This is a genomic window from Acinetobacter sp. YH12156 (assembly GCF_013418235.1).
Classification (GTDB): Bacteria; Pseudomonadota; Gammaproteobacteria; order Pseudomonadales; family Moraxellaceae; genus Acinetobacter; species Acinetobacter pseudolwoffii.
Map to the genome: position 1 here is coordinate 383,122 of NZ_VPCL01000002.1, position 20,363 is coordinate 403,484.

The window sequence follows — 20,363 nt, forward strand, 5'->3', positions numbered from 1 at the left end:
ATAAAAAAGCACCCGAAGGTGCTATTTATACCATTCAGCTTATTGTGCCTGAATCCATCTGTCGGCACGGTCACGCGCCTGACGGATCTGTTCCTGGGTCAAGTTGGCCGCCAATGCTGTTTTCTTGCCTTCAGAAAGGGTAATCACTTTATTGTCGAGCATGCCATCACGGGTAGACAGTTCATACCACTGATAAGCACCCATGTAGTTTTTCTTTTTCTCTTCCATCATGGCCAGGTTAAAGCTGGCACGGTTATCACCACGGCTGGCTGCTTTTTCAAAATACTGACGTGCCAGCGCTTCATCTTTTCGGGTGCCCATGCCATCTGCCAGCATACGGCCGACATTTAACTGCGCCACAGCTAAACCTTGATCGGCAGCAGCTTTGTACCAGGCAAAGGCCTGTCGTTCATCTTTTTGAATGTCTTTGCCATACTGGTATTTGGTGGCCAGATAAAACTGTGCACCGGCCTGACCTGCTTTAGCTGCTTTGATCAGACTGTTGATATCCATTATTGAATACTGAGCCGCTTGACTGGCAACAGAAGGACTTGGAGCAACATAGTCTGCATGGGCTTGCATGCCAAAAAGTCCCGCCAGTAGCGTCGTACTTAATAATAATTTTTTCATAGCGCGCTCACTCGATAAATTGCGACTTCACCAAATAGATTAGGGAGATGCTTGCTCAGCAAACTATCTTCTTGATTCCCGTTCACAGCGAGTCGATTAATAATTTTGATATTATTTTCCGCACAAAGTGCTTCAAAATCACGAAATGTACATAAGTGGATATTCGGGGTGTTATACCACATATACGGCAAGGCTTCAGAAACCGGCATTCTCCCTTTGATTGCCAAGAAAGAACGGGTCTTCCAATGCGCAAAGTTCGGAAAGGTAATAATGGCCTGTTTCCCTACACGCACCATATCACGCAATAATACGTCAGGTGCATCTACAGCCTGCAAAGCTTGTGCCATGACCACATTGTCAAAAGACTGGTCGGCAAAGCGGCTTAAACCGAGGTTTAAGTCTTGTTGGATGATATTTAACCCGCGACTGACCGCAATTGCAATCTTTTCCTGATCAATTTCTAATCCGTATGCGCGAATATCGTGTTTTTTACTCATTTGTGCCAGCAGTTCACCATCGCCACAACCCAGGTCAAGTACGCTAGAACCGGGCTTAATCCACTTTTCAGCGAGTTGTTGATCGATACGCATTATACGGCCTCCTTCGGTGTGGCTTTCAGGTGTTCTTCACCACCCAGGAATGCACGCAAAGATTTTACATACAGGGGAATCGGGAACAGGAAGGAATCATGACCCTGTTCGGCATCAATATCTAAATAGCTCACCGGTTTATGATTGCTAATTAAGGCATCCACAATTTCCTGCGAGCGGGCAGGGGTAAAACGCCAGTCAGTGGTGAAGGACACCACCAAAAATTTGCACCGGGTATGGGCCATGGCTTTTTTCAGTGACTGTTCATATTCACGTGACGGATCAAAATAATCCAGTGCCTTGGTCATGATCAGATAGGTATTGGCATCGAAGTTACGGCTGAACTGTTCACCTTGATAACGCAAATAACTTTCGACCTGGAATTCGACATCAAAACCATACATAAATTTGCCAGATTTCAGATCACGGCCAAATTTCTGCTTCATGGCTTCTTCGGACAGGTAGGTAATATGACCGACCATACGCGCCAGGATCAGGCCACGTTTGGGATAGCTGTCATTTTCCAGATAACGGCCGTTGTGGAAGTCAGGATCAGACAAAATTGACTGACGTGCTACTTCATTAAAGGCAATATTCTGTGCTGAAAGTTTTGGCGCACTGGCAATAATCACACATTTTCTTAAACGGTTCGGGTAATCCACTGACCATTGCAGTGCCTGCATGCCACCGAGTGAACCACCAATGATGGCATCCCAAGTCTGAATGCCTAAACGATCGGACAATAAAGCCTGAGTTTTAACCCAGTCGCGGACCGTGACCAGCGGAAAATCTGGACCATAAGGACGGTTTTCATTTTCAGGATTTGGTGACGTTGGACCGGTAGAACCGCTACAGCCCCCAATATTATTCAGTGATACCACAAAGAATTTTGCAGTATCAATGGCTTTGCCGGGACCAATACAGGCGTCCCACCAGCCGGCCTTTTTATCATCTTCATGATGATAGCCAGCGGCATGATGATGACCAGAAAGGGCATGACAAATCAGAATGGCATTGGACTTGTCAGCATTTAAGGTACCGTAAGTTTCAACCATCAGTTCAAAACGGGGGAGGATACGACCGCATTCAAGCTCTAACGGCTCTTCAAATTGGAACTTTTGTGGGACAACAATGCCCACTGAGTCAGCTGGAAAAGACACGGGGAGGATTCGCCTTAAAATCTTGAGTATGAATAATAAAAGGATACCACTAGCGGATATCCTTCTAAAGTCATTTTAGTGCTATGAATTATCGCTAATTCTAATACAGCCGGTTAGACCGCAGCAGCGATTACCTGATCAGTGCTTAATACACCTTGATCAATCAGACGGTTGGTCGATGCAAGAATTGCTTCGATCGAAGAGGTCACGATGTTGTCATGCACACCCGCACCAAAGGCAGACTTGCCAGTGCCTTTGACTTGCAGTTCAATCAAGGCCAAAGCTTTGGCATGTGCACCAGAACTGATGCTGCGCTCTTCATAGTTCACCACATCAATCGGTAACTGAAGTGCATCCAAAATCGCAGAAATTGGACCATTGCCTTCACCACGAACACGACGTGACTGGCCATCAATTTCAAGATCAAGCTCAATCACCTGATTGCCATTGTCATCCGATAACTTGTAGTTCTTAGTTGAGTAATGTACATGTTTAACATCGACATAAGTCTCTTTAAACAACTTCCAGATCTCGGTTGCAGAAATTTCAGTGCCTTGTTCATCGGTACGTTTTTGTACAATTTGCGAGAACTCGATTTGTAAACGACGTGGTAAAGTCACGTTGTAATTCGATTCTAACAAGTAGGCGATACCGCCTTTACCTGACTGTGAGTTAACGCGAATCACCGCATCATAGTCACGGCCCAAGTCTTTTGGATCGATTGGTAAATATGGCATATCCCACATTTCTTGGTCTTTCTGGAATTCGAAACCTTTTTTGATCGCATCCTGATGTGAGCCGGAGAATGCAGTAAAGACCAAATCACCTGCGTATGGATGACGTGGATGTACTGGCAAACCGGTACATTCTTCTACAGTCGCGATAATTTCATTGATATTGGAGAAATCCAGGTTTGGCGCAACACCTTGGGTATACATGTTCAATGCGATTGCTGCCACATCGACATTACCGGTACGCTCACCGTTCCCAAACACACAACCTTCAACACGATCGGCACCAGCCATAATCGCCAATTCAGATGCCGCGATGCCGCAACCACGGTCATTATGACAGTGCACTGAAATAATCACGCCGTCACGACGCTGAATGTTGCGGTGCATCCATTCGATTTGATCGGCATAGATGTGTGGACCTGAAACTTCTACCGTTGCTGGCAAGTTCAAGATCACTTTATTGGTCGGTGATGCTTCCCAGATTTCAGTCACAGCATCACAGACATCTTTTGCAACTTCTAATTCAGTCGCAGTGAAACATTCCGGGCTGTACTGGAAGACAAATTCAGTTTCAGGCTGTTTTGCGGCATATTCTTTGACTTTTTGTGCTGCATTGACGGCTAATTGTTTTGCGCCCGCTACATCTACATTTAAGACTTTCTCGCGGAAAGTCGGTGAATTGGAGTTGTAGATATGCACAATGGCACGTTTTGCACCCTGTAAAGATTCAAAGGTACGAGCAATTAAATGATCACGGGCTTGAACCAAAACTTCGATATAAACATCTTCAGGAATATGATCTTCTTCAATCAATTTACGAGTGAAATCAAAGTCAATTTGCGATGCTGAAGGGAAACCAATTTCAATATGCTTGAAACCGATTTTCACCAACATCTGGAACATCTTGAATTTTTGCTCCATGTTCATTGGCTCGAAGATCGCCTGGTTACCATCACGCAGGTCAGTACTCATCCAGATTGGCGCTTTGTTGATTTCATTGTTCGGCCATTGACGGTCTGGTAAGTCCACACGTTGATACATGCGACGGTATTTTTTACTTGGATCAGCCAACATCATGAGAGAGCTCCTTGTGTAACCTGATAGAGTCTGCGCTTGGTTGAAGCACTGGCAAAGGTTACCGAATAGATTGTGTCTATAATCGTCTACATACAGATTGGAACCAGCATTAAAACTAAAAATCTTCTGGAATATTTGGGATTTAGTTTTAATCAAAAAAACCTGCATGATCAACTTATAACTTTAAGTTTAATCCAGTTAAACCGAAAAGTTTTTGCTTTTTTAATAGATTTTAGTCGTATCTTAATAAAGATTTTCTTATAAGCTTTAAGTTTTGAAAAATATTCCCATATATTTTAAGTATAGTGTTTTATATTTTCTTGATTTTGAAATAAGCCGTTATTTTTTACACCCAATCATGCCATATCAGCCTATATTTTTAGAAAAAATAGCCCTAGATGGCTAAAGGCATTTAATCCGGGCAAGCTTTTAAAGCTCGGCCCATTTGCGCATGAGGTTGTGATACAAATTGGTCAGTTTCATAACTTCTGCATGCTGATCGCCCAGTTGCATTCTCAAGTTTTGAATGCTTTGATCCAGATTAAACAGCATATGCCGTTCTGCATCATCACGAATCATGCTTTGTATCCAGAAAAATGAGGCAATTCGGCAACCTGAGGTGATTGGGGTGACTTCATGCAAACTGGTGGATGGATACAGAATCATATCCCCGGCAGGCAGTTTTACTTCGTGATAGCCATAGGTGTCTTCAACCACCAGTTCACCACCGGCATATTCTTCAGGTTCACTCAAAAAAACCGTACAGGATAAATCTGTTCTGAGACGTTCATTGCTCCCACGAATACGACGAATCGAATTATCGACATGAAAGCCGAAAGATTCATTATTTTCATAGCGGTTAAACAGGGGAGGAATAATATCCAGAGGAATTGCCGCTGATAAAAATAAAGCATGCTGTCCCAGAGATTCCAGAATAATATTGCTGAGATGATGAGTGAGTGGATGATCTTCAGGCAATTGCTGATTCTGTTTCACGCTGGCAGAGAGTGTACCCGCGGTGACTTTGCCATTGACCCACTCAATCTTCTTCATCTCCTCACGGAAATATTGCACCTGTTCTTTGCTCAGTACATTTGGAATATGATGCAGCACTGGAAACCCTCGAATAATTGCATTTTCAAAATAGCATAGCCTCCCATCAGGAGGCTATGCGCTTATATCGAATTAATATTTAAAGTTGACTGCCAGCACTGCACTGCGGCCTTCTGCTTCAGTGGCATAGTGAGAGGCATAAGCTTTAGTGAAGTAACGTTCATCAGACAGGTTGTTGACGTTTAATTGCAAATCAACATTTTCATTCACGTTATAACGCGCCATGGCATCATAACGGACATAACCTGGAACCCACTTGGTATTGGCTGCATCACCATAAACTTTATCCATTGCAACAGCACCCGCTCCTAAAGTTAAAGCAGGTGTTACAGCATAGGTAGTCCAAAGGGTTGCAGAATTTTTAGGTACATTCTGCATTTGCTTACCTTTGGCAGGATTGTCAGGTGTACATACCCCTTGACGGTTACAGGATGGGCCCGGGTTCACAGTTTCACTGTCGAGATAAGTATAACCAGCAGATACAGCCCATTTATCCGTAATTTGGCCATTTACGCCCAGCTCAAGACCGTCTACTTGGGTTTCGCCGCCATTGGTATATGTAGCAGCATCCAGTTGAATCCGTGTATTTTGTTTTTCAGTACGGAACACGGCAGCGGTTAAACTCAGTCTTTCATTTAATACATCCCACTTTGTACCGATTTCAAAGGTACGGCTCTCTTCTGGATCTAAGTCCATATAGACTTGGCCAATTGCTTCTGAACCATCCCCGCCATCTACACCGACCGGATTGGCAGAAGTCGCATAACTTGCATAGATAGAACCATTTTCAACAGGTTTAAAGATTAATCCAGCCTGATAGGTCAGGAAATCGGTATTATTTTCAATAGAGTCGCCAGTCGCGTTTGTGGTTTGCTTGGTATCAAATTTATCCCAACGTAAACCCAAATCTAATAACCATTGCGGGCTAAACTCGATATTATCTAAGAGATAGACAGATGTAGTCTCGGTCGTGGTTGTCGTGAGATTTTTGTTGGCTGCGGAAGAGCCCAACCATTGATCACGTGAGTCTGGATTAGTTAATGATGTACACCATGCATCGTTGATAGCACAGTCGCTGTTGAAACCACCTGTGGTGGTACCTGGATAGCCTGGATAACTTGTTAAGTAGTTACCTTTGTCAGATTTTTGATCTGAGTACTCTGCACCTATATTAAAGCTATGCTTGAATGCACCTGTATTAAACTTACCTGTCAAAGCAAGCTGGTCGGTAAAGATGTTGGTATCAGTAATACGTGAGTTTATACGATGCCAGACTTTATCATTCAGCACGTTCCCTTTGGAGTCATCTGGCTGGGTCCATAAGTAGTCATTTTTGGCAGTGCTATATACCGCTGTATTACTCAGGGTCAGGTTATCCGTTAAATCGTGTTCCAGTTTGATGGTACCGATCTGATTTTCCTGTTTCTGGAAATCACGACTTAATAAACCATAATAAATGCCCTGTTTTACATCGACAGGTTTACCGACGGTGGCTTTTTTTGCCGCATCATACTTATAAGGAACCCCTGAATCCGGCGTGTCATCCGATTTTAAATAGTAATAACTTAAAGTCGCACGGGTAGGGGTGTCCAGACCAAATACAATACTCGGTGCAATACCGGCACGTTTATATTCGGCACCATTTTTCTGGCCAGCTTTTTCATTATGGTGACCCATCACGGCCACACGTGCTGCTATACCATTTCCAAAATCTTTATTGCCATCCAAGGTTATGCGTTGATAGTTGTCAGTACCACCCGCGACAGAACCTTCTAGAAAGTCACCCGCTTTAGCAACTTTAGAAATCATGTTGATACTACCACCAGTCGTTCCTGCACCGCCCATGGCAGATGCAGAACCTTTGGTGACTTCAACCTGTTCGACAGCAAACATTTCACGGTTCTGTGAAGTGGCGTTGCGTACGCCGTCTACATACATGGAGCTTTCAGAATTATAACCCCGAATAAAAGGACGATCACCGTTTGGATTGCCACCTTCACCCGCGCCCAAGGTAATCCCTGGAACTGTACGCAAGGCATCACTTAAGGTAGTGACTTGTGTATCTTCAATTAACTGTTTTGAAATGAGCGCAACTGACTTGGGGGTATCGAGTAAAGGCGCTACAAATTTGCTGTTTGCAGATTGGCTTACTTTGAAGCTAGGTGCCGGTTCAGCTTTGACTTCTTGATGAATCGTCTCTAACTGGATCACCTGTTCTTCTGCCATCGCAGATCCAGCCACCATTGATAAAGATGAAACAATTGCAGAGGAAACGATTTTTTTACGTGTTTTAATGAAAGTCATGTTAAACCTAAAAAATGAATATTAAAAAAGTATGAGAATAATAATGATTCTTGTTTTTATTTTTATCCTTTTGTCATAGGAATTCATGATCTTTAAGAAAATATTAAATGAGATTTCAAATGTAATGTTATATCAATACTTGATTAAACAATTGATTTTAATAAATATTGATAAATAAAGCTGATTGTTAACTTTTTATTGAGAATAATGATGTTTATTAGAAGGGCATGAATTAGCAATGTTTTGGAAAGTATTGATCGCACGATAAGAAAAAAACCCTGCCAGGGCAGGGTTTTTTTAAGAGATGTATTTCTTAGAATTTAAAAGTTGTACTTAACTGAACGCGACGACCTTCTTGGGTATTGCTATATAAGTTATAGGCAGTACCATCAACGATTTCATACTTATTAAAGTCTTTATCGAAAATGTTGTAGAGTGCAACACCAATATCCCAGTTATCATTCACGGCATAATTTGTGCCTAAGTGCATTAAACCATATGCCTCATAGTCACCCAACGTATTATAAACAGTAAGATCATCTCCAGTTAAGTTTGTGGTTTTGAAGCGAGAGCGTTCGGTACGGTATTCACCACGTAACCAAAGATCAGCATTGTCAGCGACATTCCATTTTACAGTTGCATTAAACATATGCTCAGGGGTGTCTTGTAACTTTTTCCCTTTATCTTTACCTTTGGTAACCTCAGTTTCAGTCCAAGTGTAGTTAAAGTTTAATTTCCAATCTTCAGCAAAGCCCCAATTAATACCTAGCTCTGTACCATAAATTTCAACTTCATCAACGTTGTCAGGTCGAGTGATCATAAAAGCACGATCACTGGATTGATTAAGCCACTGCCATGGAGTGCCGAGACCAGTTAAATAGTCTGCACAAGTTTGGTTTACTAAACATTCACCTGGATTGCCACCTGTATTTACCGAAGTATCTGTGATTGCACCTGAAACAATTTTATCTTCAACGGTACTGATAAAACCTGTCAAGTTAATATTTAAGTCATTATTAGGTGTGAAATAAATGCCAAGCTCATAGTTATCGCTAGTTTCAGGTTTTAAATTTTGATTACCAAAAATAGGTTGAGCACCTTGACGTCCAACGTTTACTACACCATTTGTCAACTGTTCTAAACGAGGAGCTTTATAGCCTTCTGAATAACCGCCTTTTAGTGTCCAAGTATCGTTAACATTCCAAACAGCATAAGCACGAGGAGTAATGAAATCACCAAAAGTATCGTGATCATCATAACGCAGACCTAATGTTAAGGCGAAGTTTGGTAAGATATTCCATGTATCTTCTGCAAACAAACCAACTTGAGTAAAGTTAACCTCAGGTTTAGATGAACGTAGGCCATCTGAAATGCTGGCATCCCACCATTGGCCACCTAAGATCAAGTTATGATTTGCTATTGAATTTACAGACAGTTTAGTATCAAAAATAGTATCTTCACTTTCAATTAGTCGCGGGGTTTTAGTAACTAAATCGCCACCTTGCATACGTGATGGAATAAGACGACCAACAGTTTCACTTTCATTACGGGTAATGCTGCTGTCTAAAGTACCAATGTCATTACGCCATTGATGAGCTAGCACATATTTATCACGATTAAATTCCATCTCATTATCATAGCCACCTGCTGGGCCTACAGTACCTAATTGGAAACCGCTGGTATTTTTCGGATTTTCATATGATTGGCGCTGAGACTCTGCATCAATAGATATGTCATGCTTGTCTGTGGGTGTTAATGTTAAACGTGCACCTAGGGTATCAATTTTACCTTCAGATGGATTATTACCTGTACCTAATGTTGTTTGGTCAATATCTCTAGTTACATTCGATTCGTCACGTTCCCAATGTTTTGCGCGAATTTGTAAGCCCAAAAGGTTTTGTACTAAGGGACCAGTTGCATACAAATCGATACTACGTTGGTTACCAAAATCAGAGCTTTTCGGCAAGATTGATCCTTCTAAACCAATCGAACCGGTCCATTCGCTGCTTACTTTTTTAGTAATAATATTTACGACACCTCCCATTGCATCCGAACCATATAAGGTAGATGCCGGGCCACGAATAATTTCGATGCGTTCAATTGCAGACAATGGAGGAATAAAATTATTTTTTGTTTCACCAAAGCCATTCGGTGTAATATCGCCGGTACTGTTTTGACGGCGACCATCAATGAGTACAAGTGTGTACTCAGATGGTAAGCCACGAATGCTAATATCTAGACCGCCTGTTTTACCAGCCGTAGGACTAATATCAATACCTTCTACATCGCTTAAAGCATCTGCTAAAGAAGTAATACGTTTTGTTTTAAAATCTTCTTCGGTGAGTACAGTAATTGAAGCGGGTGCGTCCTTAATCTTTTGTTCATAACCCGCCGCTGAAACCACAATCGTAGACAATTGTGTTACTGGTACAGTGGTATTATTTGTTTCAGCATGTGCAGAAGCAGCTGTAACCCCAAGAATAGCCACTGCAAGTGGGCGAAGATTAAAATTACGCATAACCGAAATTCCGAGATGGAGAAAGTTAAAGATTCAAATCAAATTTCAGGAATATTAATGATAATATTTATCATTTGCAATAAAAATATACAATTCCTTCATTTCAATTTAATCACCTGAATATTTGAAAAGATGCCAATTCAAGTAAAAAAAGGGTTTAAAAACTGGAACTCGCGCGTATTTTTTGTATATCCTTAAATGTTGTCATATAATGTGGCACATTTTTATAAACCTGTTATAACCTAATATATAGAGGAAGCCATGCAAGTAACTTCTGAAGCGGTTTCGGGCGTTGCCCGTCGTTTAAATGTTTCTGTACCGACGAGCCGTATTAATGAGCAATTTGAAGCTCGTTTAAAACGCACTGCTAAAACTGCGAAGATCAACGGCTTCCGTCCAGGTAAAGTGCCTGTAAACGTAGTTCGTCGTGAATACGGCGCGGGTATCTACCAAGAAGTGGTAAACGATATTATTCGTGACACAGTTTTCGAAGCAATCCAGCAAGAGAAAATCAATGCTGTGGGCATGCCAAACATCGAAAAAACTGAAATGAAAGACGACGCGCTGGTATATACAGCGACTGTTGAAGTTTATCCAGAAGTTGAAGTGAAATTCGAAGGTCTGGAAGTTGAACGTAAAGCAACTGAAGTCAACGATAAAGACGTTGAGAAGATGATCGAAAATCTTCAAAAACAACGTGCTGCTTGGGCTGAAACCAAAGGCATGGCTAAAAAAGACATGCAAGTGACTTTCGATTTTGAAGGTACGGTTGATGGCGAGAAATTTGAAGGCGGCGCTGCTGAAGACTTCAAACTTGTACTCGGTTCTGGCCGTATGATTCCTGGCTTCGAAGACGGCATCGTTGGTATGAAGAAAGGCGAAGAGAAAGTGATTGATGTAACTTTCCCTGAAGATTACCAAGCTGAAAACCTTGCTGGTAAACAAGCTCAATTCAAAATCACTGTGAAGCTTGTTGAAAAACAAAAACTTCCAGAAATTGATGCTGAATTCCTGGAAATCTTCGGTGTATCTGAAGAAGAAGGCGTTGAGAAGTTGAAAGCTGACGTTCGTAAAAACATGGAACGTGAAGTGAAAAACGGCCTGCGTAACCAGGTAAAAGGTGCGACTTTTGATGCGCTTGTTGCTGCAAACGAAGTTGAACTTCCAGCGGCTATGCTTGCTCAAGAAATTGACCGTCAACGTCAACAAATGATTCAGCAGTTCACTCAACAGTTCGGTGCTCAAGGTGCGCAAGCATTTGATTCAAGCATGCTTCCAGACGAATTGTTCAAAGAACAAGCTGAAAAATCTGTAAAACTTGGCGTATTGGTTAGCCGTGTTTTAGCTGATGCGAAAATCGAAGTAGATGCTGCACGTGTTGAAGCGTATATCCAAGACATGGCATCTTCTTATGAAGATCCAAACGAAGTGATCGAATACTTCAAAAACGATGCGCAACAACGTCAACAAATCGAAGCTGTTGTACTAGAAGACCAAGTTGTTGATTACATTTTGGCTTCTGCTAAAGTAACTGATGCGACTGTAAGCTATGAAGACTTATTGAAAGAGCAGCAAGCTCGTCAACAAGCTTAATTTTAGCTTTCCATAAAAAAGGCGCTTGATGCGCCTTTTTTTCATCGAACTCTCTGTGGAAACCACCTCTCTTTAGGGGTGGAGGAAACGGAGGATTTTTTTAGAATACAAGCCAAATAAACTTGTTTTTCAAAGCATTTCAATTAATGATAAAGTTATGAAAAATGATACCCTCGTAATAACTGCTAAAGTGCAGATATTCCCGAACAAGCAACAAGTTCTTGAGCTTAAACAAATGTTTGAGCTGTATTCGCTTGCTTGTAATTGGTTGTCAAAAAAAGTTTTTCAAAATAAAATTCTCAATCAAGTTAAATTGCACTATCTTGTTTATGACCAAATGCGGTCTGAATTAGGCACAAAAGCCCAATTTACTCAGTCTGTGATTAAAACCGTTGTTGCTCGATATAAGTCTGCTAAGTCAAATGGTCACGATTGGTCATTGGTGAAATTTAGTGGTAACGATTACGACCTTGTATGGAATCGTGATTACTCACTTGTAGGTAATCAGTTTTCGTTAGGTGTAAGCTCAGGGCGCATCAAGGTTAATTTCGCTAAAAAACCTTTAAATCAATTTCAGAAAGCTAAAACCAAGTTTGGTTCTGCCAAGATGGTTAATAAATTCGGGAAATGGTTTTTACATATCCCAATGAGCAAGGAAGCCCCTGCTTTAACAATTGATGACGTTACTAATGTGGTCGGTGTTGATCTGGGCATCAACCATCTTGCAACCACCTACGCTAGTAAAGGAAAAACTGACTTCTATCGGGGTGGAATAGTTAAACAGAAGCGTGGCATATTTAAAGCAATACGCAAATCTTTACAGGAGAAACAAACTTCGTCTGCAAGGCATAGGCTTAAGCAGATTGGGAGTAGAGAAAACCGTTATATGACTGATGTTAATCATCAGATCACAAAGGCACTCACTCAAAAGCATCCAAAAGGCACTGTATTCGTTCTTGAGGATTTGACAGGTATAAGGCAGGCAACCGAAAAGGTACGTCTGAAAAACCGCTATGTCAGTGTATCGTGGGCGTTCTATCAGTTTAAGCAATTACTCTGCTATAAAGCCAAAGAAAATGGTCAGTCTGTTATTTTGATTGACCCCAAATACACATCACAAACTTGCCCGAAATGTGGACACCGTGAAAAATCAAATCGTGATAAGAAAAAGCATCACTTTGACTGTAAGCGTTGTCATTATCAATCAAATGATGATCGTATTGGCGCAATGAATATACATCGCAAAGGCATTGAGTTTGTTTCTCAATCTGACCCTTCGATGGTAATAGAACAAGCTTCTATTGCTAAGGTTGAAGTCAATCAACCTGATATGCCGACAGCCTAATTTTAGGTAAAAAAGGTGGGAGTAGAAATACGCTTGCACCACTTGTCAGGCATGAGCCTAGTAAACACCATGATTGGTGTGGCAAACCTCCTCATTTATGGGGAGGTCATTGATATTGATGCCTGAAAAAAAGCATTTCTGATTTTCACAAAACTAATGCAAAAAATATGATGGATTTATTGGCGAATTTTTTGCAATTTCAGTGATTATCCCTCATATTGTGATTATGGGTTAGGTCACAAAAAATTTAGGAATAAATAAACGTATGTATGTTCCAACGATTGAAAACGCTTTAGTGCCAATGGTGGTAGAACAATCCTCTCGTGGTGAGCGTTCTTTTGATATTTATTCACGCCTTTTGCGTGAACGTGTAATTTTTATGACGGGCGAAGTTGAAGACAATATGGCGAACCTTATCGTTGCGCAAATGTTGTTTTTAGAGGCTGAAAATCCAGATAAAGATATTCATTTATATATCAACTCGCCAGGTGGTTCAGTGACTGCAGGTATGGCAATTTATGACACCATGCAGTTTATCAAACCTGACGTGGTGACCTATTGTATGGGGCAGGCAGCATCTATGGGTGCCTTCCTGCTCAATGCCGGAACTAAAGGTAAGCGTTACTGCTTAGAAAATGCCCGTGTTATGATTCATCAGCCACTCGGTGGTTTCCGTGGTCAGGCTTCGGATATTGAAATTCATGCCCGTGAAATTCTATTTATTAAAGAACGTTTAAATCGTTTAATGGCTGAACACAGCGGTCAGGAATACGAGAAAGTAGCACGCGATACAGACCGTGATAACTTTATGACTGCTCAGCAAGCGAAAGAATACGGTCTTGTGGACGAAGTTTTAACTAAACGTCCATAAGTTTTAAAGATTCAGATAGTGGAGTAAATATGTCCGAACATCCTCAAGGACAAAAGCATTGTTCATTTTGCGGTAAAACGCAGTCTGAAGTCGGGAAGCTGATTGCAGGCGAGGACGCATACATTTGTAACGAATGTGTGGACGTATGCTTAGATTTGGTTCAAACCAGTCAACAGGTGGAAACCAATGACTGGGCCAATCGTCCTTTGCCGAAACCACAGGAAATCCGTGCGGCCTTGGATCAATATGTCATTGGTCAGGATATCGCAAAAAAGACCTTGTCGGTTGCAGTGTATAACCATTACAAGCGCCTGAAAGTGCAGAATAATGGCAAAAAAGCTGACGATTCAGTTGAACTTTCAAAAAGTAATATCATGCTGGTCGGCCCGACGGGCTCAGGCAAAACCTTGTTGGCACAAACGCTGGCGCGCCTTCTTGATGTACCCTTTGCCATGGCAGATGCAACCACACTGACAGAAGCAGGTTATGTGGGTGAAGATGTAGAAAACATTGTACAGAAGCTTTTGCAAAAAGCCGATTACGATGTCGAGAAAGCACAGAAGGGCATTATCTATATCGACGAGATCGACAAGATTACCCGCAAGTCTGAAAATCCATCGATTACGCGTGATGTATCGGGTGAAGGCGTACAGCAGGCTTTATTGAAAATGATCGAAGGTACGGTTGCTTCGATTCCGCCCCAAGGTGGCCGTAAGCATCCGCAGCAAGAATTCATTCAGATTGATACATCCAACATTCTGTTTATCTGTGGTGGTGCATTCTCTGGACTTGAGAAAATTGTGCAGCAGCGTCAGGAAAAAGGTGGCATCGGCTTTACCGCAGAAGTGCGTAAAAAAGATGAAACCAAGAAGCTGTCTGATCTGTTCCGTCAAGTTGAAGCAACTGACCTGGTAAAATTTGGTTTGATTCCAGAATTTATTGGTCGTTTGCCGGTGATTGCCACTTTGGATGAGTTAGATGAAGAAGCATTGATGCAGATTCTGACTGAACCGAAGAATGCATTAACCCGTCAGTATCAACATCTGTTTGATATGGAAGACGTGGATCTGGTCTTTGAAGAATCCGCATTACGTGCCGTGGCGAAAAAAGCGGTTGAGCGTAATACTGGCGCGCGTGGTCTACGTTCGATCCTGGAAAATTCATTACTCGAAACCATGTATGACCTGCCAAGCCGTAGCGATGTCGGCACGGTGGTCGTCAATGAAGCGGTGATTAAAGGTGAAGCAGAGCCAGAATATCGTGCCGAGCGTCAACCGCATGAGCAGCAAGAGACAGCGACAAAAATAGATTTAAAAGTGGTGAATAGCAAATCTGCTTAACTGCTATTCATCCGAAACCTGCGAAAACTCCGTGTTTTCGCAGGTTTTTTATTTCCAAAAATAAAGCTGGGTGTTAATCTGATTGACTAGGCGTGGATGCCTAAAACTTATAAAAAATAAATCGCAAAGCACTTGCATATAAAAGAATAAAGACGCAGTGAGGGATAAGCATGCGTGGAGTCGCAATTGTACTCATCAGCAGTTTGGCATTGCTGGGGTGTCATGGTAAGAAAGCCGTCGTTGAGCCTACACAGTCACTCAGCACTCTAAAAAATATTGATCTTGAAAAAAAACCGGGCTTTGTGGAACAGCATCGTATTGGTATGTTTACTATTGGTGGCTGGGTCAATCAAAAGCAGGGCAATCAGTTTCAAACGGTGAAACCACAACATGATCAAGCCGCCATCGTGTATTTATACCGTCCTGATTCCAGATGGAACCGTCAGGAAATTGTCGCTGCCAGCCTGTTTATCAATCAAGAACATATTCCAAGTCTTTTGCATAATCATTATTACTGGATTGAAGTTCCTACAGGAACATATCGTTTAAGGGTGGTGTTTCAAAAAGTATGCTGGCGTTAAACAAATCCGTTATTAAGGTAAAAGAAAGTCAAATCAAAGGCTTTAAAATGATTTTCAAGCTTTTTAGAAAAGTTGCAACTTCTCCTAAATCCACGCCTGATTCGATGGCGAATTCTACAATTGTTACCTTCAATACCGACGGTAAAAAACTTACCGATCACTTGCTTGCAACATTGAAATGCTGTGATAAAACTATCCCAATGATCACTCGCAATTCGAGCATATTGAACCCCAAGCTTTTTAAGTCTAGCTTTAAGACGTTGAACCGTTGCTAAATCCCGCTTACCCCAAACATAAGCAACAATTTCTCCAGATTCTCGATGGTAGGCATAAATAAGCCATTGTTTATTTTGCTTATTCCCTACAAAAGTCCAAAGTTCATCGACTTCAAGACATTCGTAGTGGCTTTGTTTAGGCTGAATCTGATAGATCGATTCACTTAAGGTTCGTAATACCTTGCCAATGCTGATACGCTCGACTTCAGCAATATCTCTTACACCGCTTCCTCTGACCATCAAATGTAATATCTTGCCGGTAATACCTGAGTTACACCCTTGATAGCTTAATGCATGATCACCAATAAACTGACGTTTGCAATCTTTGCACTGATGGTTTTGTTTCCCATCTACTTTGATGCCATTTCTCTTTATATTGTTACTTAGACAGGTAGGACATTTGATTTGTAGCGTTATTTTCATACCTCTATTTTATCAAAAGCCATATTGTTTTTTTCAGCATACTTTTTGAAACACCACCATCGTTTAAGTACCAGTCGACCGTTGGGTGCTTTGCATTTTCAGAAGCCTAAATATCTGGATTTTAGTGTGGAAGCAGGACAATCCTATTTTATTAAATATGATGAAGAAAATATCAGCACGCGGCGTAGTGTCTCGGGGCCCTTCATGCTCATGCCGGAAAAGGTCGGTCTGAATGAAATTGCTTTTACTCAGCTTAAATCTCACAGTTTTAACTTTGTGGCGCAAGATCAGGAAACTGGCCAGATTCGCAAAAAAGCCCAGAAAATTGAACCAACTGCTTATGATCCATCATTAGATGTACAGTTGAAGGCACCTTTTAAACTTTGGGATCCGCGTACTTGGTAATGGAACATTTTCTAGAATAAATATAATAAAAAAGCACCGATAGAGGGTAATGTTGATCAGTTAAGGAGTTTAGAAATAGACTCTTTAATTTTTTAGTCATTCACAGCGGAGTATTAATTTTATAAATCAAATTCTTGTAAATTATTTGTTACTTTGGTTTCGCCCAAATGAGAAGCTTCGCAAGGAAGGCATCTTGCGGAGCAACACTCCTCATCCGCAAAACTCGTCAGCCACCATCGACTAGGGTCTGTTGACATTTTCTGTTCAAAAAAATAGCGAGAAAGTAAAATTTAATCGCCAAACCAAATTTACTTCTCGCTATGCCTCGTACAATGCTGAATGATCAACACTAGTCTAAGTTACTTTCTATTTTCCGAAATTTTGATATCTATTTCAAATCTAATTTGAGAAATTTTGTCGAAGCAATACTTTATAGAATAAGAACAGGCTGCCCATGGCGTGATTTGCCTAAAGAATTTGGTTCGTATAACTCAATCTTTAAAAAATATAATCGTTGGTGTAAAAATGATAAGCTAATGAAAATATTTAAATTAATTTCTTCAAGTACTGATATGGAATGGGTTTTTATTGATGGTAGTCATGTTCGGGCACACCAACATTCTGCTGGAATAAAAGATCAGGATATTTCTAAAAGCATTGGTGGAAATAGTTCTAAAATACACTTAGCTGTTGATGCGGATGGCAATCCAATCGAAATTATTATCTCCGATGGAACGATACATGATGTCAAGATTGCTCCCAAAATGATTGAAAAACTTGATTTGAGTGAAACGGAAGTATGTTGTGCAGACAAAGGATATGACTCTGAATCATTAAGAGAACAAATATCTGCGAAAAAAACTAAAGCGAATATTCCAAGAAAATCAAATACTCAGTCAAATAATGATCATATGGATTGGTATTTATATAAAATCAGACACTTAGTTGAGAATGCATTTTGTAGGTTAAAGCAGTTCAGAGGAATAGCAACACGATATGATAAGCTAAAGTGTAGCTATGAGGGGGCAGTTGCATTAGCTTGTATATTTATTTGGCTACCTTTATCGGGTAAATTCTATACTTGAAATGTCAACAGACCCTAGTAAGTTTGTCGCAGAAACAATCATTTTTAAATCTTGCGGTGCAATACACCTCATGCCTCAAACAGTTGCGGATGACTTTTCTATCTATCAGATATAATCATGAATTTGAAAAAGAAAATGCCAGTCAATTCCTTAACTGACTGGCATTACCGATAGAGGGTGCTTTTTTATTGCAGTCAAAATTAGCCTGCAGCAGCGTCCACGACTGGAATCTTACCAATTTTTGCTTGCCAGATTTTAGGTGCAGTGGCGTGAATAGATGTACCATTCACATCAACTGCGACAGAAACCGGCATATCTTTCACGACAAACTTGTAAATTGCTTCCATACCCAAGTCAGCAAAAGCCACCACTTCAGCTTCACGGATCGCTTTCGATACCAAGTAAGCAGCACCACCGACAGCCATCAGGTAAGTTGCCTGGTTGTCTTTAATGGCTTCAACGGCAGCAGGACCACGGTCTGCTTTACCGATCATGCCGAACATGCCAGTTGCTTCAAGGACTTGACGTGTGAATTTATCCATACGCGTAGCCGTTGTTGGACCAGCAGGGCCTACAACTTCATCACCGACTGGATCGACTGGACCGACGTAGTAGATAAACTTACCTTTCAGATCAACCGGAAGTTCTTCGCCATTGTTAAGCATGTCGACCATACGTTTATGTGCAGCGTCGCGACCAGTATAAATCGTACCGTTTAGAAGTAATGTATCACCTGGTTTCCAAGCATTCATTTCTTCTTGAGTAATTGTATCGAGGTCAACACGTTTAGAAGATGAAGAATCCCAAGTGACTTCAGGATAGTCTTCAAGTTTTGGTGCGATGATGTTGGCAACACCCGTACCATCAAGTGTGAAGTGTGCATGACGAGTCGCAGCACAGTTCGGGATCATACCGACTGGCTTACCCGCAGCATGACATGGATAATCTTTGATTTTAATATCAAGAACAGTGGTTAAACCGCCAAGACCTTGTGCGCCAATACCCAAAGCATTCACTTTTTCGAAGATTTCGATACGAAGTTCTTCAAGTTTAGATTGTGGACCACGACGAAGTAATTCGTCCATGTTGATCTCTTCCATCAATGCTTCTTTGGCAAGCATCATGGCTTTTTCAGCAGTACCACCGATCCCAATCCCGAGCATACCTGGTGGACACCAGCCTGCACCCATCGTTGGAACAGTTTTCAGTACCCAATCTACGATTGAATCAGATGGGTTCAACATTGCGAGTTTAGATTTATTTTCTGAACCGCCACCTTTGGCTGCTACAGTGATATCTACTTTATTACCAGGCACAAGCTTGTGGTAAATCACGGCAGGAGTGTTGTCTTTGGTATTCTTACGACCAAAAGCAGGATCGGCCAGAACTGATGCACGAAGCACGTTGGAGTTTTCTAAATAACCCTGACGTACGCCTTCATTGATTGCATCATCCAGGCCCATGGTTAAATCGAATTTAACATCCATGCCCACTTCAACAAATACGTTGACGATACCGGTATCTTGACAGATTGGGCGGTGGCCTTCTGCACACATGCGTGAGTTAATTAAGATTTGCGCGATCGCATCTTTAGCAGCTTTGTTCTCTTCACGATCATACGCACGGCTCATCGCTTGGATAAAGTCTTGTGGGTGATAGTAAGAAATGAACTGAAGCGCATCTTTAACCGATGTGATTAAGTCATCTTGCTTGATAATAGTTGTCATACAAATATCTCTTGAGCGGGCTGATAGCTAGCGGGCTAAATTATAAGACAAAAGAATCGGGTTGTGGGCATTTTGGGCGAGCATTGGCCGAAAGTTTATAGTTTAAGCAATCTGAAGGACGACTTGAGCAGCTCAGCGGGTCAAATATGACAGTAATCGGTCATATTTAGTGTCATATTTCAGATAAAAAATACGCATAATTTTGCTTATTCCGTATTAAGCGATTGAATTTTATTAATTATTTTAAATTTAATAAAAAACCAGATTGTCATATAACTGTCATAAAACTTTTACATAATGCAGCTATTGAAACGGGAGATCTTAACAATGGTTACAGGTATTTTAATGGCAAGTGGTTTTTGTGTATATATCGCTGCAACTTGGATGTACGGTCAGAAAGAAGATCAAGCCTAAGCTTTATCTTCTTTTTTATTTTAAGACATAAAAAATTAACCTATCTTCAAATCTTCAAATCTTCAAATCTTCAAATCTTCAAATCTTCAAATCTTCAAATCTTCAAATCTTCAAATCTTCAAATCTTCAAATCTTCAAATCTTCAAATCTTCAAATCTTCAAATCTTCAAATCTTCAA

At 41.1% G+C, this 20,363-nt stretch carries 14 protein-coding genes and 2 pseudogenes; 7 read left to right on the forward strand and 9 right to left on the reverse strand.

Annotated elements, in window-relative coordinates; translation table 11 throughout:
* Positions 1-39 precede the first annotated feature (39 nt).
* The 7 genes from FTU87_RS04790 to FTU87_RS04820 all read right to left on the reverse strand — a co-directional run bounded on the left by FTU87_RS04790 (position 40) and on the right by FTU87_RS04820 (position 10,126).
* Positions 40-630: a tetratricopeptide repeat protein gene (locus FTU87_RS04790; RefSeq protein ID WP_100329259.1), complete on the reverse strand. Its 591-nt coding sequence runs from the start codon at positions 628-630 to the stop codon at positions 40-42.
* A complete protein-coding gene (gene metW / locus FTU87_RS04795; RefSeq protein ID WP_004278415.1) occupies positions 627-1,220 on the reverse strand; it encodes a methionine biosynthesis protein MetW in 594 nt (197 codons plus the stop codon). Before metW ends, FTU87_RS04790 begins: the two co-directional genes overlap by 4 nt.
* A complete protein-coding gene (locus tag FTU87_RS04800) occupies positions 1,220-2,380 on the reverse strand; it encodes a homoserine O-acetyltransferase (protein ID WP_100355652.1) in 1,161 nt (386 codons plus the stop codon). The genes metW and FTU87_RS04800 overlap by 1 nt, the downstream gene beginning before the upstream one ends.
* A gap of 113 nt (positions 2,381-2,493) precedes the next feature.
* Positions 2,494-4,191 (reverse strand): 2-isopropylmalate synthase, encoded by a 1,698-nt coding sequence (gene leuA / locus FTU87_RS04805; protein WP_180096750.1) that lies wholly within the window; start codon positions 4,189-4,191, stop codon positions 2,494-2,496.
* Positions 4,192-4,620: 429 nt separating this feature from the next.
* Positions 4,621-5,304 carry a Fe2+-dependent dioxygenase gene (locus FTU87_RS04810; protein WP_180001634.1) on the reverse strand — a complete coding sequence of 228 codons (684 nt, stop codon included), beginning with the start codon at positions 5,302-5,304 and terminating at the stop codon, positions 4,621-4,623.
* A 72-nt stretch (positions 5,305-5,376) separates the two neighbouring features.
* Complete coding sequence (locus FTU87_RS04815; protein WP_180001635.1) at positions 5,377-7,608, reverse strand: TonB-dependent siderophore receptor; 2,232 nt, start codon at positions 7,606-7,608, stop codon at positions 5,377-5,379.
* 313 nt (positions 7,609-7,921) lie between these two features.
* Positions 7,922-10,126 (reverse strand): TonB-dependent receptor domain-containing protein, encoded by a 2,205-nt coding sequence (locus FTU87_RS04820; RefSeq protein ID WP_180001636.1) that lies wholly within the window; start codon positions 10,124-10,126, stop codon positions 7,922-7,924.
* A gap of 261 nt (positions 10,127-10,387) precedes the next feature.
* Here FTU87_RS04820 and tig point away from each other — a divergent pair, with 261 nt between their 5' ends.
* The 5 genes and pseudogenes from tig to FTU87_RS04845 all read left to right on the forward strand — a co-directional run.
* A complete protein-coding gene (tig, locus tag FTU87_RS04825; RefSeq protein WP_005095580.1) occupies positions 10,388-11,719 on the forward strand; it encodes a trigger factor in 1,332 nt (443 codons plus the stop codon).
* Between the two features lie 157 nt (positions 11,720-11,876).
* Positions 11,877-13,064 (forward strand): RNA-guided endonuclease TnpB family protein, encoded by a 1,188-nt coding sequence (locus tag FTU87_RS04830; RefSeq protein WP_218208810.1) that lies wholly within the window; start codon positions 11,877-11,879, stop codon positions 13,062-13,064.
* Positions 13,065-13,329: 265 nt separating this feature from the next.
* Complete coding sequence (gene clpP, locus FTU87_RS04835; protein ID WP_005095582.1) at positions 13,330-13,935, forward strand: ATP-dependent Clp endopeptidase proteolytic subunit ClpP; 606 nt, start codon at positions 13,330-13,332, stop codon at positions 13,933-13,935.
* 29 nt (positions 13,936-13,964) lie between these two features.
* Complete coding sequence (gene clpX, locus FTU87_RS04840; protein ID WP_005095585.1) at positions 13,965-15,275, forward strand: ATP-dependent protease ATP-binding subunit ClpX; 1,311 nt, start codon at positions 13,965-13,967, stop codon at positions 15,273-15,275.
* A gap of 170 nt (positions 15,276-15,445) precedes the next feature.
* Positions 15,446-15,823, forward strand: a pseudogene (locus FTU87_RS04845) (DUF2846 domain-containing protein); the annotation flags it as partial.
* 29 nt (positions 15,824-15,852) lie between these two features.
* Here FTU87_RS04845 and FTU87_RS04850 read toward each other — a convergent pair.
* A complete protein-coding gene (locus FTU87_RS04850; protein WP_004730370.1) occupies positions 15,853-16,554 on the reverse strand; it encodes an IS1 family transposase in 702 nt (233 codons plus the stop codon).
* A 57-nt stretch (positions 16,555-16,611) separates the two neighbouring features.
* Here FTU87_RS04850 and FTU87_RS04855 point away from each other — a divergent pair.
* Positions 16,612-16,959, forward strand: a pseudogene (locus tag FTU87_RS04855) (hypothetical protein); the annotation flags it as partial.
* 368 nt (positions 16,960-17,327) lie between these two features.
* Positions 17,328-18,044: an IS5 family transposase gene (locus FTU87_RS04860; RefSeq protein WP_373683715.1), complete on the forward strand. Its 717-nt coding sequence runs from the start codon at positions 17,328-17,330 to the stop codon at positions 18,042-18,044.
* A 200-nt stretch (positions 18,045-18,244) separates the two neighbouring features.
* On the opposite strand, the gene FTU87_RS04865 is transcribed toward FTU87_RS04860, so the two are convergent.
* A complete protein-coding gene (locus FTU87_RS04865) occupies positions 18,245-19,771 on the reverse strand; it encodes a fumarate hydratase (RefSeq protein ID WP_074384007.1) in 1,527 nt (508 codons plus the stop codon).
* Between the last annotated feature and the right edge of the window lie 592 nt (positions 19,772-20,363).